This window comes from Streptomyces sp. NBC_00310, from assembly GCF_036208085.1.
Lineage (GTDB): Bacteria > Actinomycetota > Actinomycetes > Streptomycetales > Streptomycetaceae > Streptomyces.
The window spans coordinates 4,069,666-4,093,618 of sequence record NZ_CP130714.1; the positions used below are offsets into that span (position 1 = coordinate 4,069,666).

The following is a 23,953-nucleotide window of genomic DNA, read 5'->3' on the forward strand; positions in this document are numbered from 1 at the left end:
CGTCACTGCGCGCTGCGGCGCCCGTCCTGCCCGTGGTCGCCGTGGTCGCCGCGCTCGCCCTGCCGGTCACGCAGGGCGCCGAGGGCGGCGCGACCCCGGCCGACGCCGTCTCCGGGCTGCTGGTGCTGTGGTGCGCCGGGCTTCTCCTGCGGGACCGGCGGCGCCCCCTGACCCGTACGGCGGCGGTGGTCATCGGACTGCCGGTGTGCGGGCTCGCCGTCGCGGCGGTCGGGGCGGGCGATCCCGGGGCCGGGATCGCCGGGCTCGGCCGGTACCTCCAGATCTTCGTGCTGGTGCCGACGGCGGTACTGCTCTGCGTCCGGAGCCGGTCCGACTTCCGGGTGGTGGCCTGGTCGTTCGTGGGGCTCGCGCTGTGGCAGGGCGCCGTCGGGGTGCATCAGTACGCCACCGGGACCGGTGCCAGTTACGCCGGTGAGGACATCCGGGCCGTGGGGACCTTCGGGGCCGGCGATGTCATGGGGATGGCGACCGTCGTGTCGTTCGGGCTGGTGTGCGCGGTCGGTCTCGCGCTGGCCCCCGGGACGGCGGAGCAGCGGGCCTGGGCGCTGGTCTGTTCGGTGCTGCTGACGCTGCCGCTCGCGGTGTCGTTCAGCCGGGGCGCGTGGATCGCGACGGCCGTGGCGTGCGGGCTCCAGGTGGTGCTGGCCGGACTGCGGCGGGCGGTGGTGGTCTTCGTGGCCGTCGTCGCGCTGGGCGTCGTCCTCGTCGGCGGCCTCGGGATCGGGTCCGCGATGCTCCAGGACCGGATCAGCAGCATCACCCGGGTCGCCGACGCGCCTGACCAGTCGGTCACCGACCGGTACACCATGTGGGCCGCGGCCGTCGGCATGTGGCGCGAACAGCCGCTGACCGGCGTCGGGTTGAAGGGCTTCCCCGAACACCGCGACGGGCACGCCTCGCTGGCGCTCTCCGCCGGCAGCGACATCGGCGGGGCCGGAACGACGTACCAGAAGCAGGCGCTTCTCTCGCCGCACAACATGTACCTGCTGGTCCTGAGCGAGCAGGGGCTGATCGGTGTCCTCACGCTCGGGGGGAGCTGGCTGGCGCTGGGGGTGTGCGGGGCGCGGGGGCTGGTGCGGTCCCGGCGCGAACGCGGTCCCGGCGGGCTGGACTGCGGGCTCGTCGCCTGCGGTCTGGTCTCGTGGGTGCTGGTGGACTTCGTGTACGCGGACATCGGCGGGCCGACGACCGTGCTGACGGCCGTGTGCTTCGGGCTGGTGGCGTGGTGGGCGCTGGCGGACCGGACCGCCACGGGGGCCGCGCCGGTCGAGGCCGCCGTGGCCCGCGTACCGGAAGGGGCAGGAGCCCGATGACGTCGACGCCTCGGACACCTCCTCAGCCGCCGCCCCACGTGCCGCCCGGCCCGGCCGCGGGCGACCCGGCGGGGCCCGTCCCCGGCCCGGTCGAGCCGACCGTGCCCGGCGCGCGGGCCGCCGACCTCTCGGAGGCCGCCCCGCCCACCGGCCGGTTCCTCGCGAAGGCCACGCTGGTCACGGCGGCCCTCACGGCGGCGGCCGCGCTGCTCGGGCTCGGCCGGGACCAGGCGTTGTCGTATCTGTTCGGGGCCGGCAGTGAGACGGACGCGTTCCTGGTGGCCTGGACGGTGCCGGAGTTCGCGGCGACGCTGCTGATCGAGGACGGCATGGCGTTCGTGCTGGTGCCGGCGTTCAGCGTGGCCGTGGCCCGCCGGGCGCGGGGCGGCGTGGGCGACCCGGTCCGCTCCCTGGTCGCCTCGACGCTGCCCCGGCTGACGCTGGCCTTCGTGGCGGCGGCCATGCTGCTGATCCTCGGCGCGCCCTACCTCGTCGAGGCGCTCGCCCCCGGTCTCCCGAACCCGCGGCTGGCCGTCGACTGCGCCCGGCTGACCGGCACCTGCGCCCTCACCTTCGGCCTCGCCGGCTACTGCAGCGCGGCCCTGCGCGCCCACCGCCGGTTCGTGGCCCCGGCGGCGATCTACGTGGCCTACAACGTCGGGATCATCACGGCGATGTTCGTGCTGGGCGGGCGCTGGGGGGTGCGGGCGGCGGCCGTGGGCGTCGCGGTGGGCGGCGTCCTGATGATTCTCACTCAACTGCCGTCCCTGCTGCGACAGTTGCGCCGGAAGAGGGAGGCACCCGAGGCACCCGAGACGCCCGGAGCCCCCGCGGTCCTCCTCGCCTCTCCCACCGACCCCGCCGCCGCCCCGGCGGCCCTCGCGGCTCCCACCGACTCCCCCGCCGAGGCCGCCCGTCCCGTCGAGCTCACCCTCATCACCACCGTGCTGCTCTTCGCGCTCTGCCGTCAGTCGCAGGTCCTCATCGAGCGCTTCCTCGGCTCGACGCTGCCCGCCGGCGCCATCTCGCATCTCAACTACGCGCAGAAGGTGGCCCAGATCCCGATGACGTTCTCGCTGATGCTGTGCACCGTCACCCTCCCGGTGGTGGCGCAGGCGATGGCGGAGGGCGACACCGAGCGGGCCCGCAGCCGGGTGGAGAAGGACCTCGCGCTGGTGTCGTGCATCGTGCTGCTCGGCGCCGCGGCGATCTTCGCGTGCGGGCCGCAGATGATCGAACTGCTCTTCCAGCGCGGGGCGTTCACCGCGCAGGACACCGCCGCCACCGCCGCCGTGATGCGGGTGTACGCCCTCGGACTGCTCGGCCACGCCCTGGTGAGCGCGCTCGTACGGTCGTACTTCTCGGCCGGTCGCCCCACCTGGTACCCGCTGGCCGCGATGGCCGCCGGGATCGTCGCGACCTCGTGGATCGGCGCGGCCACGGTCGGCTCCTGGGGCGTCCTCGGCATCGCCGCCGCCAACGCCATCGGCATCACCGTCACCGCCCTGCTCCTGCTGTACGGGATGGGCGACCGGGCGGTGCCGATCCGCACCCGGCAGGTGGTGACCGAGATGAGCCGGCCGGTACGGGCGGCGGTGGCCGCGGGCGTGGTGGGGATGTACTGCGCCGACCGGATCGACTCGCCCGTCCTCGGCCTCGCCGTCGGTGGCGCGGTCGTCGCCTTCGTCTTCGTCCTGCTGGCCTCGGCCATGGGCGCCTCCGGCGTCACCCCCGCACTCCGTTCCGTCACACGAAGGCTGCCGCATGCCCGTTTCCGCTGACCCCAGAACGCCCCGGCCCACCACCGGCACCCCTCTCTGGGTGGCCATGTACCACGCGGTGGGCGACTGCTCCGACGACCCGTACCGCATCACCGTCTCGCCCGACCGCCTCGACGCGCAGCTCGGCTGGCTGCGGCGCCGGGGGCTGCGCGGGGTCGGCATGGCCGAGCTGCTCGCCGCCCGCGCCCGGGGCGAGGGCGGGGACCTGGTGGGGCTGACCTTCGACGACGGGTACGTCGACTTCGTCGACACCGCGCTGCCGCTGCTGCGGGCGCACGGCTGCGGGGCCACGCTCTTCGTGCTGCCGGGACGGCTCGGCGGCGAGAACGCCTGGGATCCGCTGGGCCCGCGCAGGCCGCTCCTCGACCAGCGGGGCATCCGGGTGGCCGCCGGGACCGAGGGCATCGAGGTCGGCTCGCACGGGCTGACCCATGTCGATCTCACCCAGGCGGACGACGAGACCCTGCGCGCCGAGACCGCCGACAGCAGAGCACTGCTCTCGGAGTTGACCGGTGCTCCGGTCCAGGGCTTCTGCTACCCGTACGGGACCCTCGACCAGCGCGCCGTCGACGCCGTACGGGACGCCGGGTACGCCTATGCCTGCGCCATCGACCCCGGCCCGCTGAACGGCCCGTACGCGCTGCCCCGGGTGCACATCGGCGAGGAGGACACCGCCCTGCGGCTGCTGCTGAAGCGGAAGCTGCACCGGCTGCGCCGTCGTCCCGTCGAGGGGGTCTGAGGCCGACATGAAGGCGCTGCACATCATCACCGGCCTCGGTGTCGGCGGCGCGGAGCAGCAACTGCGGCTGCTGCTGCGCCACCTGCCGGTCGCCTGCGACGTGGTGACGCTCACCAACCCGGGACCCGTCGCCGACGGTCTCGTCTCGGACGGAATCCAGGTCACCCATCTCGGCATGGGCGGCAACCGCGACCTCGCCGCGCTTCCCCGGCTGGTGCGGCTGATCCGCAAGGGCGGCTACGACCTCGTCCACACCCATCTCTACCGGGCCTGCGTCTACGGCCGGATCGCGGCCCGGCTGGCGGGAGTCAGGGCCGTCGTCGCCACCGAGCACTCCCTCGGCGACTCGCAGATGGAGGGGCGCCGGCTGTCCCCCGGGGTGCGCGCCCTCTACCTCGCCAGCGAGCGCCTCGGCCGCTCCACGGTCGCCGTCTCACCGACCGTCGCCGACCGGCTGAAGCGCTGGGGCGTGCCCGGCCCGCGTATCGAGGTCGTCCCCAACGGTATCGACCTCGCCGGTTTCCGCTTCGACCCGGATCTGCGTGAGCTGACCCGGCGACGGCTCGGGCTGCCGGAGGACGCGTACGTCGTCGGGGGCGTCGGCCGGCTCGCGGCGAGCAAGCGGTTCGACGTGCTGATCCGTGGGCTGGCTCAACTGCCGGACGAGTGCTGGCTGTTGATCGTCGGCGGCGGACCCGAGGAGAGCGTGCTGCGGCGGGCCGCCCAGCGGGCCGGGGTCGCCGACCGGGTGCTGCTCACCGGGGAACGTTCGGCCGCGGGTGCCCCCGGCACCGATCTGCCCTCCCTCATGAACGCCATGGACGTGCTCGCCTCGCCCAGCGCCGAGGAGGCCTTCGGGCTCGCGGTGGTCGAGGCGATGGCGTCCGGACTGCCCGTGCTCTATGTCTCCTGCCCGGCGATCGAGGACCTGCCACCGGACGCGACCGCAGGCGCCCGCCGCGTCCAAGGCAGCGCGGAGTCGTTCGTACGCGCCCTGCTGGACGTCCGCGCCCAGGGCCCGCGCTCCCGTGCCGTTCCCGCCGCCGCCCACCACTACTGCATCACCCGCAGCGCCGCCCAGCTCATGGACGTGTACGCGGCCGCCGTCTCCAGCACGCCCTCGCCAACCCCGTCCCTGGGAGTGAGTTCCGCATGACCGACCGTACGTCTGAACGTATGACCGACAGCCCGATCCGTGGGCACGCCGCCCCCGCCCGCGCCAGGTCCCTGCCCCCCTGGTCCCTGCTCGCCACCGGTGTGCTGCTCGGCGGGGCGGCCGGGGGCGCGTACGGCGTGGTGAAGCCGCCCGTCTACACCGCCACCAGCTATGTCGTCGCCGTGCCCACGGAGGGGTCGGACCCCCAGTCGGCGCTCGGCTTCGCGCAGGCGTACGGGCGGGTGGCCACGCAGGTCGCGGTGCTCGGGGACGCCCAGGTGTGGGCGGGAGTGCCGGTCGGGACGCTGAAGAAGAGCGTGCGGACGGAGACCTCACCGGACGCGCCGATGGTCGCCGTGTCGGCCACCTCCTCGCGGCCGGACCTCGCCGCCGACATGGCCAACGCCGTCTCGCGGGCGCTGACCCGGCACGCCAACGACTCCGAGAGGTCGACGCGCGTGGAACTGCGGCAGTTCGCCCGCGCGCCCAGGCCGACCGAGGCGTCCTCGGCCTCGTCGACGGTGACCGGTCTGGTGGGCGCCGCGGCCGGCGGTCTGCTCGGCGGGCTGGCCCTGCTGGTCCGGCCCCGGCGCACCCCGGAGAACCCGCCCTCGGCCTCCGTGCCGGGCCCCGCTCTCGCCGCCGACGCCCACGGACAGCTGTGACCAGCACGCTGACCACAGGGGCGAGCATCACCCTGCGCGCCGAACTCTGCTCCGACGAGGGCGAGTTCGGCGAGCTTGCCGAGGCCTGGGACCGTCTGTACCGGCGGTGCGGCGCGGCCACCCCGTTCCAGAGCCACGCCTGGCTGCACTCCTGGTGGCTGTCGTACGGCACGCCCGGCAGGCTCCGGCTGGTCCTGGTCCGTGACGGTGGCGAGCTGCGGGCGGTCGCCCCGCTGATGCTCGTACGGCGTCCGCTGCCCGCCCTCGTCCCGCTCGGCTGCCCGATCTCCGACTTCGCGGACGTGCTCGTCGACGACGAGTACGCCGAGCAGGCGTCGGCCGCGCTCGCCGAGGGACTGTCGGCCGCCGCCCGGACGGCACTGATCGACTTCCGCGAAGTACGGCCGGGAGCCGCCGTCGAACGGATCTTCGACCGCTGGCGGGGCCCACGCCGCAAGGTGACCGACTCGGTCTGTCTGGAACTGCCCGCCCAGCCCATGGACGAGCTGCTCAAGCGGCTGCCCAGCTCCCGGGCCCAGCGGGTGCGCGCCAAGCTCCGCAAGCTCGGCGACCTCGGCATCGAGCCGCGTGCCGTGCGCGCCGACGAGGTGGACTCCGCACTGCGGACCATGCTGGACCTGCACCGGCTCCAGTGGCAGGACCGCAAGGTGACCACCGAGCACATGCGGCCCCGCTTCTCCGAGCATCTGGCCCGCTCGGTCGGGCCGATGGTGCGCTCGGGGGACGCCGTGGTGACCGAGTTCCGGCTGGGCGGCGACGTCCTGGCCGTCGACGTCACCCTGATGTCGAGCCGGCTGGCGGGCGGTTACCTCTACGGCGCCCATCCGCGCCTGCGCGAGCGCAAGGCGGACGTCGCCACCATGCTGCTCAACGCCTGCGCCGGACAGGTCGGCTCCGGCGCCCACCAGGTGCTGAGCCTGCTGCGGGGCGCCGAGCCCTACAAGCTGCGCTGGCGCCCGGACACCGTCGTCAACCAGCGGCTGCTGCTCGCCCGGCGGCGCACCTCCCCGCTCCTGTCCGCGGTCGCCTGCGACGCGGCGGCCCGCCGCCAGGGCAAGGAACTGGTCCGCCGGTGGCGGGCGCGGAAGAACCCCGAGGGAAACCGGGACCGAGGGGAACGAGGGGACCGAGGGGAACGAGGGGACCGAGGGGAACGAGGGGACCGAGGGGAACGAGGCGAACCCCCGGAGCGGAAGGAACGCGGTGGCGGCGGCGGGCGATGAGCGGCCCGCCGCCGGCTCCGGGTCACCGGTAGCGCGCCCACCAGTCCGTGCGGATGCAGAGCTTCCCGCCGATCCAGTACTCCACCCAGTCGCCCAGATCCAGCGGCGAGCAGTTCGGCGGACGTACGGGCGTGGTGGGCGTCGGCTTCGGCGTGGGGGTCGGCTTCGGCGTCGGGGTGGGAGTGGGCTTCGGGGTCGCGGTCGCTGCGCCACGGCCGAAGAGGATCGACCGGTAGACCTCCGACGCCTTCGGGTTGCTCGCACACTGCCAGACGCCGTGCGGGCAGTAGTCCGTGAGCGTGTTGTAGAGCGGCTTGTGCTCGTCCATCCAGGCGAGCATGCGCCGCATGTACTCCGGGTTGTCGCCGTTGCGGAAAAGTCCCCATTCCGCATAGGAGATGGGCTTCTTGTGCGCCTTCGCGAAATCGACGTGTGCCTGCAGGCCGTACGGCTCCTTCACCTGCTCGTCGAAGGTGATTCCGCGCGGCTGGTCGTAGGAGTCCATGCCGATGATGTCGACCGTGTCGTCCCCCGGGTAACACCGCGTCCAGGGAATGGCGTCCCGGCCCCGGTTCGGGGTCCAGTCGAACGTGAATTTCTGGCCCGGCACCGCGCGCATCGTGGTGACGATCCTGTTCCAGTACTTCTTCCAGTTCTCCGGGTCGGGTCCGCAGCGATGGGTGTACGTGATGCCGTTCATCTCCCAGCCGAGCACGATCACGGTGTCCGGGATCTTCAACTCGACCAGCCGCTCGGCGAGTCGGCGGTAGTGGTGGTCGAACTGGCCGGCGGCGGCGCGGCGCAGCAGCGCGCGGACCTCCCAGTCGGAGACGCCCTCCTCGTTGCGCTCCATCATGGGCACGTTGAGGACGAACATCCGGTCGTCCTCGTCCCGCCGCCAGTCCGCCCAGGAGTCCAGGAAGCCGGGCAGACCCTCGATGTTGGACCAGCGGTCGCCCGGCAGGTAGGTGTGCGCCACCCGCAGGTCGGAGCCGCCCAGCCACTCGCCCAGCTCGGTGATCCGGGCGACGCCGCGGGGCCCGTAGTGCAGATAGGCGCCGAACGCCGGCGGCTGCTCGGGAGGCTTCGGGGTCTCGGAGGGAGTGGCCGGAACGGGCGAGGTGGCCGGCACGGGCGAGGTGCCCGGCGGTGCGACGGATGCGCTCGGTGCGACGGACGCGACCGGTTTGCCCGGTGCGACGGGTGCCGTCGGTGCGGCGGGCACGGGCGTCTTCCGGGCGACCGGCGCCGGGGGCACGACGGCGGGCGCCGCCGGAACCGTGGGCGTGGCCGGAGCCGCCGGAACGACCGGGACGGCCGGAGCCGGTGGGTCGGTCACCCGGACCACCGCCCCCGCGCCCACGGCGTACACCGGGACCGACGCGAGGGCGAACGACGCGACCACGCCGGCCGCGACGAGCGCCAGCCGTCTGTCGCGGGGCCGCCTGTGCCGGGACCGCCGCTGTTGTGGAGCCATGTCCGCTCCCCTCTCCGCTTTCTTCACTTCACTGCTTTCCGCCGCCGATTTCCACCTACTGACAATCAGTCATACGAATACGAATTCCGCCAACTGGGGCTCCGGCCTTCGGGTGCCCGAATCGCCCGCACGGGTGACCCGACGTCAAAGGAATGTGCGAGGACCCCGACGAAATGAACGTGTCGCCGCTCGACACCCGCGTTCCGGCCGTCCTGCTGCGGACGGACCTCAATCCCTTCCACCACGGAACCCTGGGAGCCGTACGCTCCTTGGGCCGCGCCGGGGTGGAGGTGCACCTGGTCGCCGACTGCGCGGCGAGCCCCGTCCGCGGCTCACGGTTCATCCGCGCGCCCCACGCCCCGCCCCGCCCCGGCGCCTCCCCCGACGAGTTCGCCGCCGTGCTGCGCCGGGTGGCGGCCCGGGTCGGCCGTCCGGCCGTCCTGGTCCCCCTGGACGACGCGAGCGCGGTGGCCGTCGGCCGGTTGCGCGAGGAGCTCACGGACGACTACCTGCTCCCGGCCGGACCCCCCGCCCTCGCCGAACAGGTCGCCGACAAGGCCGAACTCGCCACGCTGTGCGGGCGCCTGGGCCTCCCGCACCCGCCGACGACGGTCCCCGACAGCCCGGCGGAGGCGGCGGCCGCCACCCGGGAGCTGGGCCTGCCGGTGGTGGCCAAGTGGAGCCGCCCGTGGCTGCTGCCCCCCGACGCGGGGCTGCGCAGCACGGTGATGGTGCGCTCGGCCGGGGAGGCGTCGGCCCTGCACCGCCGCTCGGAGCAGGCGGGCAGCCGGCTGCTCCTCCAGGCGTTCCTGCCGTCCGGGCTCGACCGCGACTGGTTCTTCCACGGGTACGTCGACCACGCCGGTGTCGTGCGCGGCGGCGGCCCCGGCCGCAAGCTGAGGGCCTGGCCGCCCGGCGCGGGCCTGACCACCGTCGGCCGCTGGACCCCGAACCCGCAGGTCCAGGCCCTGGCCGAGCGGCTGACCGACGCGCTCGGCTACCGGGGCGTGTTCGACCTGGACTTCCGCCGCGAGGGCCGGACCGGCACCTACCACCTGCTCGACTTCAACCCGCGCCCCGGCGCCCAGTTCCGGCTCTTCACGGACACCGCCGGCATCGACGTCGTCCGCGCCCTGCACCTGGACCTGACCGGCCGCCGGGTCCCGGACGGGGCACCGGTGCCGGGCCGGACGTTCGTCGTGGAGAACTACGCGCCGCTCACCGCGCTGCGCCCCCGGCCGCTCCCGCACGCGCCGTCCCACCCGGGCGCGCGCGAGCTGGCCTGGTACGCGCCGGACGACCGCGCCCCCGGACTCGCGCTGTGGTCGCTGTGGCCCCGCCACGCCCTCGGCAGGCTGCTGGCACCCCGCGCGCCCCTTCCCGTGCAGCACGACGACGCCCCAGGCGAGAACCGCGCCGAGAACGAGAAAGCGAGCAGCCCCTGATGTACGACCTGCTGGTGGTGGGCGCCGGCCCGTACGGCCTGTCCATCGCGTCCCATGCCGCGGCCGCCGGGCTCAGCCTGCGTGTCCTCGGCCGCCCCATGGCGTCCTGGCGCGACCACATGCCGCCCGGCATGTTCCTCAAGTCCGAGCCGTGGGCCTCCAACCTCTCCGACCCCGAGGGGCGCTGGCGCCTGGACGTGTACTGCGCCCAGCAGGGCGTGGAGGCCCGCCACGGTCTGCCGATCCCGGTCGGCACGTTCGCCTCGTACGGCCTGTGGTTCGCCCGCAACGCCCTCCCGCCCGTCGACGAACGGCTGGTGACACACCTTCGGCGCCGCTGCGGAGGCTTCGAGGCGGTCCTGAACGACGGCGAGGTGGTCCGCGCCCGTACGGTGGCCCTCGCCGTCGGAGTGGCCCCTTTCGTCGAAGTACCGTCCGTGCTGCGCGAGTTGCCCCCCGCCCGGGTCACCCACAGCAGCCACCACAGCGACCTCGGCCGCTTCCGGGGCATGGACGTCACGGTGATCGGCGGCGGCCAGGCGGCCCTGGAGACGGCCGCGCTCCTCGCCGAACAGGGCACCCGGGTCCGGGTGCTGGCCCGCTCCCGCAGCCTCCGCTGGAACGACGTGCCGCCCCCTCTGACGCGCTCCCTGTGGGACTCGGCCCGCTCCCCGCACAGCGGCCTGGGGTGCGGCTGGCGCAACTGGTTCTACGCGGAGCGGCCCGGCTGGTACCGCCGTCTGCCGGAGGCGAGACGGGTGCGGATGGCGGCCGAGGCGCTGGGCCCCGCGGGCGCCTGGTGGGTACGCGACCGCGTCGAGCCCGCCGTCGAGGTACGGCTCGGCCAGGAGGTCGCGGCGGCGTACGAGGCGGGCGGCGCCGTGCGTCTGGAGACGGTGGGCCGCGGTGGCGAGCTGGCCTCGCTGGACACCGAACACGTCATCGCGGCCACGGGATTCCGGGCCTCCTGCGAGCGGCTGGACCTGCTGGCCCGTGACGTACGCGCGGGCCTCGTCCCCCTCGCCGACGGCTCGCCCTCGGTCGGGCGGGACTTCGAGTCCTCGGTCCCCGGCCTGTTCCTCGCGGGCCTCGCCACCGCCGCGGGCTTCGGCCCCGCGATGCGCTTCGTGCACGGCGCGTCGTTCACGGCGCCCGCCCTCGTACGAGGGGTACGGCGGCGGCTGCGCTCGGGGGTGCCCGGCGGGCGGATCCCCGTGCCGCAGGCGCGGGCCGACCTGGCCTCCACCGCCGGGCCGTGACGGGCTCGGGGGCCGGCGGCGCACAGCGCCGCCGGCCCCCGGAGCGGCTCAACGACCGGACGCGGCCCGGCCCCGTCGGTACAGGATCCCCCCACCCGCGATCAGCGCGAAGCTGGCGGCCCCGGCGGCGATCAGAGCCTCACGGTCACTGCCGGTCTCGGGCAGGGTGGGCGGCCGGTCCGTCGGGGGCCGGTCGGTGGGCGGCTTGTCGGTGGGCGGCTGGTTCGTCGGGGGCTTGTCCGTGGGCGGCTTGTCCGTCGGGGGCTTGTCCGTGGGCGGCTTGTCCGTCGGGGGCTTGTCCGTGGGCGGCTTGTCCGTCGGAGGCTTGTGCGGTGGCTTGGTCGGCGGGGTGTCGCCATAGCCGCCTTCGGTGTCCTCGTCGGTGTTCGGGTGATCGCCGTAGCCGCTCGGGGAGTCGCCGTAGCCGCTCTGTGCGCCGTCGTAGCCGCTCGGAGAGTCGCCGTAGCCGCTCTGTGCGCCGTCGTGCCCGCTCGGGGAGTCGCCGTAGCCGCTCTGTGCGCCATCGTGCCCGCTCGGAGAGTCGCCGTAGCCGCTCGGAGAGTCGTCGTGGTTCCCGTAGCCGCCGTCGCCCCAGTGCTGCGGGTACTGCGGGTACTCGTCGTACCCGGTGGCCGCGCCGTGCGCGTCGGGCTCCGTGTACTCCTCGTACGCCGTCTCCCAAGAGCCGTCGGGCTCCGTCGCGGCCTGGTTCTCGGGCCCTGTCGTCGGGGCCGCGGAGTACTGGGGCTCCGCCACCGGGGTGGTGTGGCGCTTCGGGGCTTCCTGGGAGTTCTGGGCACTCTTCGGGGCGTGGTCGCCGACGTTGCCGCACGCGTTGCCGATGGACGGATTGCCTGCGGCGACGACGTCGACGGTGTTGCCGCAGACGTTCACCGGAACGGTGACCGGCACTTCGACGGTGTTGCCCGACGCGACGCCGGGCGAGTTCGAGGCGGCCCCGTGCGCGCCCGTGTCCGCGAGCACCGGCGTGCCGTAGAGGGACAGCAGGCCCGTCGTCGCGGCGACCACGACCATTCTCTTGCGCAGGGTCTGTCGCATCTCGTTTTTCTTCCTGCTCGAAGACGTGGGAAAAGCCGGCCTTGGCGCCTTTGAGGACGCTCCAAGGCCGGCTGGGGCACAGCCGAGCGGCTGGTGCGGTGCGCTACGACGTCAGTGGTTGACGCACACGTTGCCGACTGCCGGGTTGAGCAGCCCGATGATGTTGATGGAGTTACCGCACGCGTTGATCGGGATGTGGACCGGAACCTGCACCACGTTGCCCGAGAGGAAACCCGGGGAACCGATGGCGGCGGCGTGGGCGTCCGCGTCGGCGACGGCCGGGGTGGCCAGACCCACGGCCATGATCACGCCGGCGACGACAGCAGCGCTCTTCTTGAGCTTCACGTCATTTCCCTTCTCTGCGGTCATGCCTCAATTGACGGCCGAAACCGAGCGAGCACAGCATGAACGGCTCGCATCATGACCTGCAGCCTGCGAACGAGGAATAGACACGGGAAGAAACAAAGGAACACGGAGCGTCGGGTAATTCACCCGATCGCCCGGAGAAATGACCGAACAGCGGAATTGACGACCACCCGAACGGCCCCAGCCGAAGGCGGACGAAGGGCTCGGGTCGAGCGCACCGCGCGAACGGCCCGAGCCGCTTCTCGCTGTCGGATCAGTTCCTGCCGCCGGCGTTGCCGTTGTCCGAGAGGATCGGGATGTCGGACAGGATGTGCGACAGCGGCTCGTCACCCTTGGCCTGGGTGGAGTTCTCGGTGCACTGCTGGTTCTGCGGCGCGGACAGGATCGGGATGTCCTGGGCGGCGAGCCCGGCGGCCCCGATGCCGCCGACGTTGAGCTTCGCCGGCAGGCCGATGCAGGGCTTGTTGAGCGAACCCTGGACCAGCGAGAGCTGCGGGCTCATGTCGCCCTTGGTCACGGAGTTGCCGAACGCCTGGTGGGCACCGTTGCCGCTGAAGGACGTGGTCCCACCGTCGTCGGCGAGCGCCTGAGGGGCGGTGGCGGCCCCCAGGCCGGTGATGGAAGCGGCGACCGCGACCGCGGCCATTGCCTTCTTGAGCATTTCGCATTCCTTTCCTGGCGGACCCGCGGGTCCATGCTCTGGCAGCAACGGCGGCACGCCCGTACCGGTTTCGGCACATCACCCGATCGGCCCGCGCGCACCGGCGAACTCCAAGTGAGCGACAACACTCCGCACGCCCCGCTCTCACTCCGCCGCATGGGCCGACGGAGTGAATCAGAGCAACCGGGGAGTCGGGGGGAAGTTGTCCATGGCGCTCCGGTGGAAACGGGGTCTTTCCAGAAGGGAATCGCAAGTGATCAAGAAGATTATGGCCGCAGCGTCGATCGCCGCCTCCGTCGTCGGAGCCTCGGCCGCCGCCGCGCCCCAGGCGCTCGCCGACGACGGCGGCACCACGACCTTCAGCGGGAACGACGCCCAGCAGGTGTACGGGAATTCGACCACGTACGGCAACATGAGCCCGCAGATGGCGCTGATCCAGGGCTCGTTCAACAAGCCCTGCATCGGCCTGCCCGCCAAGCTCAACCTCGGCGGCATCGGGGCCGCCGGGATCGCCCTTCAGGACATCCCGGTCCTGTCCGCGCCGCAGAACCAGCAGTGCACCGAGAACTCCACCCAGGCCAAGGGTGACGAGCCGCTGTCGCACATCCTGTCCGACATCCCGATCCTCTCGGACAACGGCAACGTCGGCGGCAACGGCACGAAGAAGCACTGACGCCACCACCGTGGGCGGGAGGCCGTCGGCACTCCCTCGGCCCACTCGCATCACCCAAGTACCGCGATAAGCCGCCTATTGCGCCAATAGGTGCAATCACCGCAACCGTTGGCCGGACGTTCTGTTGATCAGGGCGCAACTCCGCAACGGAGTCCGCTTTCCGAAGGGATCGAACATGAAGAAGCTGTGGGCTACCGCGGCTGTTGCCGCTTCCATTGCCGGCCTGGGGGCCGCCACCGCGCCCCAGGCGCTCGCCGACGACGGCGGGACCACGTCCTTCAGCGGCAACGGTGCCCACCAGGCGTTCGGCAACTCCGTGACCAAGGGCGACATGAGCCCGCAGCTCTCGCTGGTCCAGGGTTCGCTCAACAAGCCCTGCATCGGCCTGCCGGCGAAGCTCAACGTCGGCGGCATCGGGGCCGCCGGGGTCGCCCTTCAGGACATCCCGGTCCTGTCCGCGCCGCAGAACCAGCAGTGCACCGAGAACTCCACCCAGGCCAAGGGTGACGAGCCGCTGTCGCACATCCTGTCCGACATCCCGATCCTCTCGGACAACGGCAACTTCGGCGGCAAGTAGTACCGACGCCACCACCGGACACACGGAAGCGGGTCGCCGAGTTCATCGGCGGCCCGTTCTCGTGTGTCCGGACGGGTGTCGGCCCGCGCCTCACTTCTTGGCGTACAGCGACTCGATCGCCGCCGCGTACGCCGCCGTGACCGCGTGGCGTTTGATCTTCATGGAGGGGGTGAGCAGGCCGTTCTCCTCGGTGAACTCGCCTTCCACCAGCTTGAATTCGCGGATGGACTCGGCGCGGGAGACGGCCTGGTTGGCGTAGTCGACGGCCTGCTGGACGTCGGCGCGCATCCGGGGGTCGCCGACGATCTCGGAGAGCGGGGTGTCCGGGGACATGCCGCGGACGTGCAGCCAGTGGGTGACGTCCTCGGGATCGAGGGTGATGAGGGCGGCGACGAAGGGGCGGTTGTCGCCGACGACGATGCACTGGCCGACCGGGGGGCGGCTGCGCAGTCGGTCCTCCAGGACGGCCGGGGAAACGTTCTTGCCGCCAGAGGTGATGAGGACGTCCTTCTTGCGGCCGGTGATGGTGAGGTAGCCGTCGTCGTCGAGCGCGCCGAGGTCGCCGGTGGCGAACCAGTCGTCGGTGAGGGCGGCGTCGGTGGCGACCGGGTTGTTCCAGTAGGCGCCGAAGACGATGCCGCCCTTGATGAGCACCTCGCCGTCGTCGGCGATGCGGATCGCGGTGCCGGGGACGGGCTGGCCGACCGTGCCGGGGCGGGGCTTGAGAGGCGGGACGATGGTGGCGGCCGCGGTGGTCTCGGTGAGGCCGTAGCCCTCGTAGACGATGATGCCGGCGGCGTAGAAGAAGAGGTTGAGGTCGCGGTCGAGCGGGGAGCCGCCGCTGATGGCGTAGCGCATACGGCCGCCGAGTTCGCCGCGGATGCGGCGGTAGACCAGCAGGTCGTACAGGGCCCAGGCGGCGTACAGGCCGGGGGTCGGGCCGGGGCCCTTGTCCAGGAACTTGTCGAGGTAGGCGCGGGCGAAGCGGACGCCGAGGCGGTGTGCGCGGTCGAAGGAGGCGCCGCGGCCGATGCGTTCGGCGGTGGCGCGGCCGGTGGCGTGGATCCGCTCGAAGAGGTACGGGACGCCGACCAGGAAGGTGGGACGGAACTTCTTGAGCGCGGGCCGCAGTTCGGCGGGCTTGATGCTCGGGCAGTGGCCGATCTCGATGCGGGCCATCAGACAGGCGATCTGGATCGTACGGCCGAGGATGTGGGCGAGCGGGAGGAAGAGGAGGGTCGAGGCGACCTGGCCGGTGACCTCCTGGAAGACGGGGTGGAGGAGTTCGACGGTGTTGGCGGCCTCCGCGTGGAGGTTGGCGTGGGTGAGGACGCAGCCCTTGGGGCGGCCGGTGGTGCCGGAGGTGTAGCAGATGGTCGCGGCCGTGTCGGGGGTGAGGGCGGCGCGGCGCTTGGTGACCTCGTCGTCGGGGATGCCCCGGCCCAGGTCGGCGAGGTGGGCGAGCGCGCCTTCGTCGAGCTGCCAGACGTGCGGGGGCTGGGAGTGGCGGGCGGTGGCGGTGGCGACGGCCTCCGCGTTCTCGGGGGTCTCCACGACCACGAAGCGGGAGCCGGAGTCGCGGACGATCCACTCGATCTGTTCGGGCGAGGACGTGGCGTAGATGGGGACGGACTGGCCGCCTGCCGCCCAGACGGCGAAGTCGAGGACCGTCCACTCGTAGCGGGTGCGGGACATCACCGCGACCCGGCCGCCCGGTTCGAGGCCGGCGGCGATCAACCCCCGGGCGACGGCGGTGACTTCGCGGGCGAAGGCGGCGGCGGTGACCGGGTGGTAGGTGCCGTGGCGGTCGGCACGGCGCAGGACGACGGCGTCGGGGGCCTCGGTCGCGTTGACGAAGGGGAGGTCGCCGATACTGCCGCTCGTCGGGCGGGGCGCGAGGGCGGGTGTGCGTGCCTCGCGGACGACGCCCTGCGCGTCCCTGACGACCTCGATCTTGACGCGGTCGGTCAGGCCGCCGCGCTGTTTCGCCTGGTTCAAGTCCTTGCGTACGCCCATCACGGCTCCCCGAGGCCCACGACCGCTTCATTACCGACGAGTCAACTTACCGGTGCGTAAGGAATTTTCAATGGTTTCGGACGACCCCGGGGATGGGGCGGGGGGCCGGTCGACGGGCGTGCTAGTTCAGCATGCCGTCCGCCGTTTCGATCGCCTCGGCCAGGCCGTAGAGGTCCTTGTCCTCGCGGTCCCTCGCCAAGTCATCTGCGTGGTAGCCGAGTTGGCGCAGGGTGGGGCGGGCCGGGAGGTCCGTCCAGCGGCTGTCCTCCTGGCGGAGCGCGTCGGCGAAGTAGGCGGCCACGGCGGCGACCTGGAGGCCGTACGGTGAGGCGGACCACAGGTCGGGGTGCAGGGCCGATGCCTCCAGGCCGGCCGCTTCCTCGTGCGGGGTGCGGGTGTCGGGGTCGAGCCAGCGGACGGTGGCGGTGGCGAGGTGACCGCCTTCGGCGCCCTCCTCGGTGCGGACGACGTAGAGGGCGGTGACGGTGTGGCCGGGGCCGACCTCGCCGCCGTCGACGCGGTCGTCGCGGAAGTCCTCGTCGGCGACCTGCCGGTTGTCGTAGCCGATCAGGCGGAACTCCTCGACCGTCGCCGGGTCGAAGGAGACCTGGGCCTTGGCGTCGCGGGCGGTGAGGTCGACGTGGCGCGGGAGTTCCTCGCAGAAGACCTTCTCGGCCTCCTCCTCGGTGGAGACGTAGGTGGTGTGGCCGTCGCCCTCGTCGGCGAGTTGTTCCATGAGGGAGTCGCCGTAGTCGCTGCCGACACCGACACCGAAGAGGGTGATGCCGTGCTCGCGGCGTTCGCCGGAGATGCGTTCGAGGATGGTCTCGGCGTCGGTGGCGCCGGTGTTGGCGAGGGCGTCGGAGAGGAGCACGACGCGGTTGGTCGCGCCCTTGCGCAGGCCTTCGACGGCGGTCTCGTAGCCGGTCTCGACGCCCGCCGCGAGGTTGGTGGAGTCGGTGGGCTCCAGGCTGTCGACGGCGTCACGGATCTCGCCGCGGTGGTCGTCGAGGCGGGTCATCGGCAGGACGGTCTCGGCCTCGTCGCTGAAGGTGACGATGGCGACGGAGTCGTCGTCGCGCAGCCGGTTCGTCATCGTGCGCAGGGCGTCCTGGGCAAGGTCGAGGCGGCCCGGTTCGGACATGGAGCCGGAGACGTCGATGACGAAGGTCAGGGCGGCGGGCGGGCGTTTGCTGTCGCCCTCGGCGGCGCGGGTGGCGAGGCCGACGCGGACGAGGGACCAGTTCTCGTCGCTGGTGCGCGCGCCGTCGACGGTGACCGAGAAACCGTCGCCGTCGGGGCGTTCGTAGTCCTGGCGGAAGCTGTTGACGAACTCCTCCGGGCGGACCGTCGCGGGGTCGGGGAGGCTGCCGTCGCCCAGGGTGCGGCGGGTGTAACCGTAGGAGGCGGTGTCGACGTCGAGGGCGAAGGTGGAGAGGTAATCGGGGGACGGGGCGATGTCGCGGGACTCGTCGTCCGGTTGCTCGCCGCGCTGTTCGCCGGTGCCGGTGCCCTCCGGCGCGGGGGCCGGGAAACCGTCGTCGGGACGGCTGTCGGCCTTCCCCCGGTCCTGCGACGAGGAGGTGCCGTCGCCGCTCGCGCTGCATCCGGTGAGGAGCAGGGCGCCGGCCGTACCCAGGGCGAGGAGCGCGGTGCCCAACCGTCGCCGTGCCGTCGGCATCGGCCTCGCCGTCGGCGTCGGCATCGGCCTCGTCGTCGGATTGCTCCTGCGATACGTGTGCATCCGGGCCCCCTAGCCACGTCATCTGCCGCTCCTTGTGCGGGCGACTGTTGTGACTGTGACGGCGAAGGGGGCCCGGATGTGCGACACGGGGTGTTGCGGATGCGTCTCGAAGCGGCCACGGCGGGGGCCCGTCGAGACCGGTGGGTGATCCTCCGTTGACCTAGGAGACGACGTCCTTGCGGCCGAAACCCCGGAAGGCCAGGGCGAACAGCACCAGCGCGTACGTTATGGAAATCGAGACGCCCTGGATCATGTCGGTGTACTCGGGCTGCGGGCGGACGACGTCCAGCCAGGCGTACTGCCAGTGCGTGGGCAGGAAGTCGCGCCAGTCGCCGAGGGCGGTCACCTCGTCGAGGACGCTGCCGACGATGGTGAGGCCGACGGCGCCGCCGACCGCGCCGAGCGGGGCGTCGGTCTTCGTGGAGAGCCAGAACGCCAGGGCGGCGGTGACCAGTTGGGACACGAAGATGTACGCCACGGTGATCACCAGGGCCTGGGCGGCGGCGCCCGGCGCGATCTCACCGCCGGTCGGCAGCTCCAGCGGGCCCCAGCCGTACGCCACCGAGCCGACGGCGAGCGCGACGACCGGCAGCAGCACCAGCGCGGCCAGGCTGAGGGTGAGGCCGACGACGAGTTTGGACCACAGCAGCCGGGCGCGCGGCACCGGCGCGGCGAGCAGGTAGCGCAGGGAGGACCAGCTGGCCTCCGAGGCGACCGTGTCGCCGCAGAACAGCGCCACGGGGATGACCAGCAGGAAGCCCGCGGCGGCGAAGAGGTTCACCGCGGCGAAGTTCGCGCCGGACGCGGTGGCCGTGTCCATCAGGTTCATCCGGGTGTTGCCCTCGCCGGGCGTGCCGCCGACCTGGAAGGCGATCAGCAGCACGATCGGCAGGGCGAGCAGGATGCCGCCCATGACCATCGTGCGCCGGCGCTTCAGCTGCCGGACCAGCTCGACCCGCAGGGGCAGGGTGCGGCCCGCGCGGTAGCCGTCGGCGACCTCGACGGGTTGCTTGGGCCCGGGTTCTGCGTGCTCGGCACGCTCGGCCAGCGTGCTCATGCGGACTCTCCGATCAGGGTGAGGAAGGCGTCTTCGAGGCGGCGGTGCGGGCCGACCGACGACACGGGTACTTCCAGCCGTACGAGTTCGGCGACCAGGCGCTGGGCGCTGCCGTCGGCGTCGAGGCGGACCACCAGGCCGTCGTCGGTGCGGACGGCCGAGTCGACCCCCGGGAGCGCGGTGATCTTCTCGACGACCGGCTCGTCCACGGGCTCGGACGTGCCGACCAGCAGGGTGTCGCCCGAGCCGACGATCTCGCTCACGGGGCCCGCCTGGACGAGCTTGCCGTGGTCCATGACGACCAGGTGCGTACAGGTCTGCTCGACCTCCGCCAGCAGGTGGCTGGAGACGATGACCGTGCGGCCCGCCGCCGCGTACCGGATCATGACCTCGCGCATCTCGCGGATCTGCGGCGGGTCGAGTCCGTTCGTCGGCTCGTCGAGTATCAGCAGGTCGGGCAGGCCGAGCATGGCCTGGGCGATGGCCAGGCGCTGGCGCATGCCCTGGGAGTAGGTGCGGACCGCGCGGGCCAGGGCGTCGCCGAGGCCGGCGATCTCCAGCGCCTCGTCCATGTGGGCGTCCTCGGCCGGGCGGCCGGTGGCCGCCCAGTACAGCTCCAGGTTCTCGCGGCCGGACAGGTGCGGGAGGAAGCCCGCGCCCTCGACGAAGGCGCCGACCCGGGAGAGCACCGGGGCGCCCGGCACGATCGCGTGGCCGAAGACGCGGATCTGGCCGCCGTCCGGCTGGATCAGGCCCATCAGCATGCGCAGGGTCGTCGTCTTGCCCGCGCCGTTCGGCCCGAGCAGGCCGAGAACCTGGCCCTTCTCGACGCGGAGGGAGAGGTCGCGGACGCTGTAGCGGTCGCCGTTCTTGTACTTCTTGCTCAGGTCGGTGATCTGGAGCGGGACCTCGGCGAGCGCCGGGTCGGGGGCCGGGGTGACGATCCGGCGGCGTCCGGTGACGAGGAGGACGGCCGCGATCACGGCGCCGGCGATCGGCAGGTACCAGACCCAGGCGGGCAGCACGTCCGTGCGGTCGGCCCGGCCGAGCGGCGTGGGCACCTCCAGGTCGCCCTTGAGGGAGACGGTGTACGTCGCCGGGGTCGCCGGGGAGGCGTAGCCGAGGTCGGTGGAGGCGAGGACCAGGCGCAGGCGGTGGCCGTCGTCGAGTTCGTGGTCGATGGCCGGGAGGGTGAGCTTCACGTCCTTGCCCGACCTGGCGCCCTCGACCCGGAGGGGCTCGACCAGCTGGGAGGGCAGGACCTGGGAACGGCCGTCCGGGCCCACGTCGTACACCTTGGCGAAGAGGACGGCGTCCTCGCTGGTCGACTTCACGTGGACCGTGGCCGTGGGCGAGCCGGTGATCTGGAGGTCGTCCGTGACGGGCTTCGACTGGAACGCGGCGAACTGGCCGGGGAAGTCGAGGGAGATGCTGAGGCCGAGCGAGGACAGCTGGGCGAGACCGCCGCCGGCGCCGAGGCCGGGCAGGGCCGACACGGCGGGCGGGTTGGCGCCGGCCGGGTTCTCGAAGCTCTGCTCGCGTCCCGCGAGGGCGATCGAGGTGGGGTCGCCCTCCAGGCCCGGGTAGGTGTCGTCGGTCGTACCGCTCAGGCGGGGCTCGCCGTCGCCGGAGCCGGTGCCGAGGGTGCGGGTGACGCGGAACGCCGAGCCGGTGTCCGCGCTCTTGTCGTCCTTCAGATAGCGGTCGAACCAGCCGTTCACCCGGGACTGGACACGGGAGGTCTCCATGTCGCCGCCGTCGTGGCCGCCGGAGATCCAGTCGACCTCCACCGGCGCGCCGTTCGCCTTGATCGCCTTGGCGGCGGCGTCGGCCTGGCCGAGCGGGAAGAGCGAGTCGGTCTGGCCCTGCATCAGCAGCGTGGGCACCTTGATGCGGTCGCCGACGGCCTCGGGGCTGCGCTCGTCCAGGAGCTTCACGGCCTCCGCGTCGGGCTGCCCCGACTCGGCGACCCGCTGGTACATCTCGCAGAGCCGCGTCTCGAACTTCTCGCAGCCGCCGCCCGTGTTGACGAACAGGCCGGCCCACAGCTTCTTGAAGACACCGTTCGGGAAGAGGGCGTCCGACAGGTTCCAGTACGTGATCGCGGGCGCGATCGCGTCGACCCGGTCGTCGTACCCGGCGGCCAGCAGCGAGATCGCCCCGCCGTACGAGGCGCCGGCGACGCCCAGACGCGGGTCGCCCTTCTTGTCGAGCTCGACCTCGGGCCGCTTCGCGAGCCAGTCGATGAGTTGGGTGACGTCGGCGACCTCGCCCTTCGGGTCGTTGAGCCCGATCTTGCCGGTGGACTCGCCGAAGCCGCGCGCCGACCAGGTCAGCACCGCGTAGCCGTCGCGGGCGAGGTCCTCGGCCTGCCGCCGGACGTCGTTCTTGCTGCCGCCGAAGCCGTGCCCGAGCATGACGGCCGGACGGCGGCCGTCTCCTGGGGAGGTGAAGTACGAGGTGTCGATGCGTACGCCCTCGGCCGTGTCCATGACCTGGTCGGTGCGGGTCACCGGCGCCGCTTCGTCCGAGGCGGTGGCCGTCCAGGTGCCCGCGCCGGCGAGCACGACGACGGCGGCCGCGGCGGCGATGGTCCGCCGCGGCCTCCGCCGCAGCGCCCCGCGCAGTCGCGGTCCGGTCAGTCGAAGATCCATGCGTCAACGGTACGGGGCCCTGCCGGTGCCTCACGGCACCCTCAGGGGGGAAGAGTGGGGCATCCCACGGTCGTACGGGAGGAATTCGGCATACAGCGGTCGCGGTATACGGGGGTGGGTGACGGACTCGACAGCAACCTGATAAGTGGGGGCGGTCCGGGTCCTTTCTCGCCCCCGCCGCCCCTACCCGTCCCTCCCCCACTCTCGGCTTCGCTCGAACGGGAAGTGCTCCCATCCAGGGGCTGTGCCCCTTCGGCCCCCTGGGGTGCCCTGTGGGCGCCCCAATAGCTCGGGGGGCGGATTTGTGGGCGGGTGCGGGTTCGTCGTGGTTGCTCGCGCAGTTCCCCGCGCCCCTGAAAGCAGCTGCCCGCGCCCTCCGAAGAGGCGGCTCCCCCGCACCCTCCGTAAAGGCGGCTCCCCCGCCCTCCGAAGAGGCGGGCTCCCCACCCGCCCTCCGAAATGGCGGCTCCCCCGCCCACGGAACAGCTCTCCCCGCGCCCTTTGCGGGGCGCGGGGAGAGTGAGGTCGGGACTCAGTGGTTGCGTGGGAAGCCCAGGTCGACGGCGGAGGGGCCGTCGGCCGGGTCGGGCCAGCGGGTGGTGACGACCTTGCCCCGGGTGTAGAAGTGGGTGCCGTCGTTGCCGTAGATGTGGTGGTCGCCGAAGAGGGAGTCCTTCCAGCCGCCGAAGCTGTGGTAGCCGACGGGGACCGGGATCGGGACGTTGACGCCGACCATGCCGGCCTCGACCTCCATCTGGAAGCGCCGGGCGGCGCCGCCGTCGCGGGTGAAGATCGCGGTGCCGTTGCCGAACGGGGAGGCGTTGATGAGGGCGATGCCCTCGTCGTAGGTGTCGACACGCAGCACGGTCAGCACCGGGCCGAAGATCTCGTCCTGGTACGCCTTCGCGGACGTGGGCACCTTGTCCAGCAGCGAGATGCCGATCCAGTGGCCGTCCTCGTAGCCCTCGACCGTGAAGCCGGTGCCGTCCAGGACGACTTCGGCGCCTTCCGCCGCCGCGCCGGTGACATACGAGGCCACCTTGTCGCGGTGTACGGCCGTGATCAGCGGGCCCATCTCGGAGGTCGGGTCGTTACCGGGGCCGATCTTGATCTTCTCGGCGCGCTCGCGGATCTTCTCCACCAGCTCGTCGCCGATCGCGCCCACCGCCACCACGGCCGAGATCGCCATGCAGCGCTCGCCGGCCGAGCCGTACGCCGCCGAGACCGCCGCGTCCGCCGCCGCGTCCAGGTCCGCGTCCGGGAGGACCAGCATGTGGTTCTTGGCGCCGCCGAGGGCCTGGACGCGCTTGTGGTTCGCGGAGGCCGTGGTGTGGATGTAGCGGGCGATCGGGGTCGAGCCGACGAAGGAGATCGCCTTGACGTCCGGGTGCTCCAGGAGGCGGTCGACGGCCACCTTGTCGCCGTGGACGACGTTGAAGACGCCGTCGGGGAGGCCGGCCTCGGAGAGGAGTTCGGCGATCTTGATGGAGGCCGACGGGTCCTTCTCGGACGGCTTCAGCACGAACGTGTTGCCCGTCGCGATGGCCATCGGGAACATCCACATCGGGACCATCGCCGGGAAGTTGAACGGCGTGATGCCGGCGACGACACCGAGCGGCTGGCGGATCGAGGCGACGTCCACGCGGCTGGCGACCTGCGTCGACAGCTCGCCCTTCAGCTGGACGTTGATGCCGCAGGCCAGGTCGACGATCTCCAGGCCGCGCGCGACCTCGCCGAGCGCGTCCGAGTGCACCTTGCCGTGCTCGGCGGTGATCAGCTCCGCGATCGCGTCGCGGTTGGCGTCCAGCAGCGCCCGGAAGCGGAACAGGATCTCCGTGCGCTTGGCCAGCGAGGACTGGCCCCAGGTGGCGAAGGCCTCCTTGGCGGTGCGTACCGCCGCGTCGACCTCGTCGACGGTCGCGAAGGCGACCTTGGTGGTGACCGCGCCGGTCGCCGGGTCCGTGACCGGCCCGAACGTACCCGACGCGCCTTCGACGGTCTTGCCGCCGATCCAGTGGTTGACGATCTTCGTCATGCCGAGAAACT

The 23,953-nt window shown here is 72.6% G+C and carries 19 protein-coding genes; 10 read left to right on the plus strand and 9 right to left on the minus strand.

Annotated features, from left to right (window positions below; genetic code table 11):
* Positions 1–5: 5 nt before the first annotated feature.
* The 6 genes from OG202_RS17840 to OG202_RS17865 are packed head-to-tail and all read left to right on the plus strand — an operon-like array spanning position 6 to position 6,919.
* Entirely contained in the window at positions 6–1,334 is a 1,329-nt protein-coding gene (locus OG202_RS17840) for an O-antigen ligase family protein (RefSeq protein WP_327732252.1), read from the plus strand.
* Positions 1,331–3,115, plus strand: a complete 1,785-nt coding sequence (gene murJ, locus OG202_RS17845; protein ID WP_327729663.1) for a murein biosynthesis integral membrane protein MurJ — start codon at positions 1,331–1,333, stop codon at positions 3,113–3,115. The genes OG202_RS17840 and murJ overlap by 4 nt, the downstream gene beginning before the upstream one ends.
* 46 nt (positions 3,116–3,161) lie before the next feature.
* Positions 3,162–3,854 carry a polysaccharide deacetylase family protein gene (locus OG202_RS17850; protein WP_326585820.1) on the plus strand — a complete coding sequence of 231 codons (693 nt, stop codon included), beginning with the start codon at positions 3,162–3,164 and terminating at the stop codon, positions 3,852–3,854.
* A 7-nt stretch (positions 3,855–3,861) separates the two neighbouring features.
* On the plus strand, positions 3,862–5,010 hold the full coding sequence (locus OG202_RS17855; RefSeq protein WP_327729662.1) for a glycosyltransferase: 1,149 nt from the start codon (positions 3,862–3,864) through the stop codon (positions 5,008–5,010).
* A 20-nt stretch (positions 5,011–5,030) separates the two neighbouring features.
* Positions 5,031–5,675 carry a lipopolysaccharide biosynthesis protein gene (locus OG202_RS17860; RefSeq protein WP_327729661.1) on the plus strand — a complete coding sequence of 215 codons (645 nt, stop codon included), beginning with the start codon at positions 5,031–5,033 and terminating at the stop codon, positions 5,673–5,675.
* The gene (locus tag OG202_RS17865; protein ID WP_328223108.1) at positions 5,672–6,919 is read left to right on the plus strand and encodes a GNAT family N-acetyltransferase; all 1,248 of its coding nucleotides are present in this window, start codon (positions 5,672–5,674) and stop codon (positions 6,917–6,919) included. Before OG202_RS17860 ends, OG202_RS17865 begins: the two co-directional genes overlap by 4 nt.
* 22 nt (positions 6,920–6,941) lie before the next feature.
* On the opposite strand, the gene OG202_RS17870 is transcribed toward OG202_RS17865, so the two are convergent.
* Entirely contained in the window at positions 6,942–8,396 is a 1,455-nt protein-coding gene (locus tag OG202_RS17870) for a glycoside hydrolase family 26 protein (protein WP_328223109.1), read from the minus strand.
* Positions 8,397–8,575: 179 nt separating this feature from the next.
* Between OG202_RS17870 and OG202_RS17875 the strand changes: the two genes are divergently transcribed.
* Entirely contained in the window at positions 8,576–9,841 is a 1,266-nt protein-coding gene (locus OG202_RS17875; RefSeq protein ID WP_328224685.1) for a carboxylate--amine ligase, read from the plus strand.
* Positions 9,841–11,100, plus strand: a complete 1,260-nt coding sequence (locus OG202_RS17880; protein ID WP_327729658.1) for an NAD(P)-binding domain-containing protein — start codon at positions 9,841–9,843, stop codon at positions 11,098–11,100. The genes OG202_RS17875 and OG202_RS17880 overlap by 1 nt, the downstream gene beginning before the upstream one ends.
* A 48-nt stretch (positions 11,101–11,148) precedes the next feature.
* On the opposite strand, the gene OG202_RS17885 is transcribed toward OG202_RS17880, so the two are convergent.
* The 3 genes from OG202_RS17885 to OG202_RS17895 form a co-directional block, all read right to left on the minus strand.
* Positions 11,149–12,159, minus strand: a complete 1,011-nt coding sequence (locus OG202_RS17885; protein WP_328223110.1) for a chaplin — start codon at positions 12,157–12,159, stop codon at positions 11,149–11,151.
* 111 nt (positions 12,160–12,270) lie between these two features.
* Positions 12,271–12,528, minus strand: coding sequence for a chaplin (locus OG202_RS17890; protein ID WP_326582719.1), 258 nt, complete (start codon positions 12,526–12,528; stop codon positions 12,271–12,273).
* 250 nt (positions 12,529–12,778) lie between these two features.
* A complete protein-coding gene (locus tag OG202_RS17895; protein ID WP_328223111.1) occupies positions 12,779–13,186 on the minus strand; it encodes a rodlin in 408 nt (135 codons plus the stop codon).
* Between the two features lie 253 nt (positions 13,187–13,439).
* Here OG202_RS17895 and OG202_RS17900 point away from each other — a divergent pair, with 253 nt between their 5' ends.
* Both OG202_RS17900 and OG202_RS17905 read left to right on the plus strand, forming a co-directional pair.
* On the plus strand, positions 13,440–13,859 hold the full coding sequence (locus OG202_RS17900; protein ID WP_326582717.1) for a rodlin: 420 nt from the start codon (positions 13,440–13,442) through the stop codon (positions 13,857–13,859).
* A 175-nt stretch (positions 13,860–14,034) separates the two neighbouring features.
* Positions 14,035–14,436 (plus strand): rodlin, encoded by a 402-nt coding sequence (locus tag OG202_RS17905; RefSeq protein WP_328223112.1) that lies wholly within the window; start codon positions 14,035–14,037, stop codon positions 14,434–14,436.
* A 90-nt stretch (positions 14,437–14,526) separates the two neighbouring features.
* Here the strand turns inward: OG202_RS17905 and OG202_RS17910 are convergent, their stop codons facing one another.
* The 5 genes from OG202_RS17910 to mmsA form a co-directional block, all read right to left on the minus strand.
* On the minus strand, positions 14,527–16,452 hold the full coding sequence (locus tag OG202_RS17910) for an AMP-dependent synthetase/ligase (protein WP_327729654.1): 1,926 nt from the start codon (positions 16,450–16,452) through the stop codon (positions 14,527–14,529).
* A gap of 121 nt (positions 16,453–16,573) precedes the next feature.
* On the minus strand, positions 16,574–18,157 hold the full coding sequence (locus OG202_RS17915; protein ID WP_328223113.1) for a vWA domain-containing protein: 1,584 nt from the start codon (positions 18,155–18,157) through the stop codon (positions 16,574–16,576).
* Positions 18,158–18,356: 199 nt separating this feature from the next.
* A complete protein-coding gene (locus OG202_RS17920; RefSeq protein WP_327729652.1) occupies positions 18,357–19,253 on the minus strand; it encodes an ABC transporter permease in 897 nt (298 codons plus the stop codon).
* Entirely contained in the window at positions 19,250–21,907 is a 2,658-nt protein-coding gene (locus OG202_RS17925) for an alpha/beta fold hydrolase (RefSeq protein ID WP_327729651.1), read from the minus strand. The genes OG202_RS17920 and OG202_RS17925 overlap by 4 nt, the downstream gene beginning before the upstream one ends.
* A gap of 532 nt (positions 21,908–22,439) precedes the next feature.
* Complete coding sequence (gene mmsA / locus OG202_RS17930; RefSeq protein ID WP_326582711.1) at positions 22,440–23,942, minus strand: CoA-acylating methylmalonate-semialdehyde dehydrogenase; 1,503 nt, start codon at positions 23,940–23,942, stop codon at positions 22,440–22,442.
* Between the last annotated feature and the right edge of the window lie 11 nt (positions 23,943–23,953).

What these genes read in the sequence shown, in the direction of transcription:
- murJ (WP_327729663.1), top strand. Translation starts at nt 1,331, where the DNA reads ATGACGTCGACGCCTCGGACACCTCCTCAGCCGCCGCCCCACGTGCCG.
- OG202_RS17850 (WP_326585820.1), top strand. Translation starts at nt 3,162, where the DNA reads ATGTACCACGCGGTGGGCGACTGCTCCGACGACCCGTACCGCATCACC.
- OG202_RS17855 (WP_327729662.1), top strand. Translation starts at nt 3,862, where the DNA reads ATGAAGGCGCTGCACATCATCACCGGCCTCGGTGTCGGCGGCGCGGAG.
- OG202_RS17860 (WP_327729661.1), top strand. Translation starts at nt 5,031, where the DNA reads ATGACCGACAGCCCGATCCGTGGGCACGCCGCCCCCGCCCGCGCCAGG.
- OG202_RS17870 (WP_328223109.1), bottom strand. Translation starts at nt 8,396, where the DNA reads ATGGCTCCACAACAGCGGCGGTCCCGGCACAGGCGGCCCCGCGACAGA.
- OG202_RS17880 (WP_327729658.1), top strand. Translation starts at nt 9,841, where the DNA reads ATGTACGACCTGCTGGTGGTGGGCGCCGGCCCGTACGGCCTGTCCATC.
- OG202_RS17885 (WP_328223110.1), bottom strand. Translation starts at nt 12,159, where the DNA reads ATGCGACAGACCCTGCGCAAGAGAATGGTCGTGGTCGCCGCGACGACG.
- OG202_RS17890 (WP_326582719.1), bottom strand. Translation starts at nt 12,528, where the DNA reads ATGACCGCAGAGAAGGGAAATGACGTGAAGCTCAAGAAGAGCGCTGCT.
- OG202_RS17895 (WP_328223111.1), bottom strand. Translation starts at nt 13,186, where the DNA reads ATGCTCAAGAAGGCAATGGCCGCGGTCGCGGTCGCCGCTTCCATCACC.
- OG202_RS17905 (WP_328223112.1), top strand. Translation starts at nt 14,035, where the DNA reads ATGAAGAAGCTGTGGGCTACCGCGGCTGTTGCCGCTTCCATTGCCGGC.
- OG202_RS17910 (WP_327729654.1), bottom strand. Translation starts at nt 16,452, where the DNA reads ATGGGCGTACGCAAGGACTTGAACCAGGCGAAACAGCGCGGCGGCCTG.
- OG202_RS17915 (WP_328223113.1), bottom strand. Translation starts at nt 18,157, where the DNA reads ATGCCGACGCCGACGGCGAGGCCGATGCCGACGGCACGGCGACGGTTG.
- OG202_RS17920 (WP_327729652.1), bottom strand. Translation starts at nt 19,253, where the DNA reads ATGAGCACGCTGGCCGAGCGTGCCGAGCACGCAGAACCCGGGCCCAAG.
- OG202_RS17925 (WP_327729651.1), bottom strand. Translation starts at nt 21,907, where the DNA reads ATGGATCTTCGACTGACCGGACCGCGACTGCGCGGGGCGCTGCGGCGG.
- mmsA (WP_326582711.1), bottom strand. Translation starts at nt 23,942, where the DNA reads ATGACGAAGATCGTCAACCACTGGATCGGCGGCAAGACCGTCGAAGGC.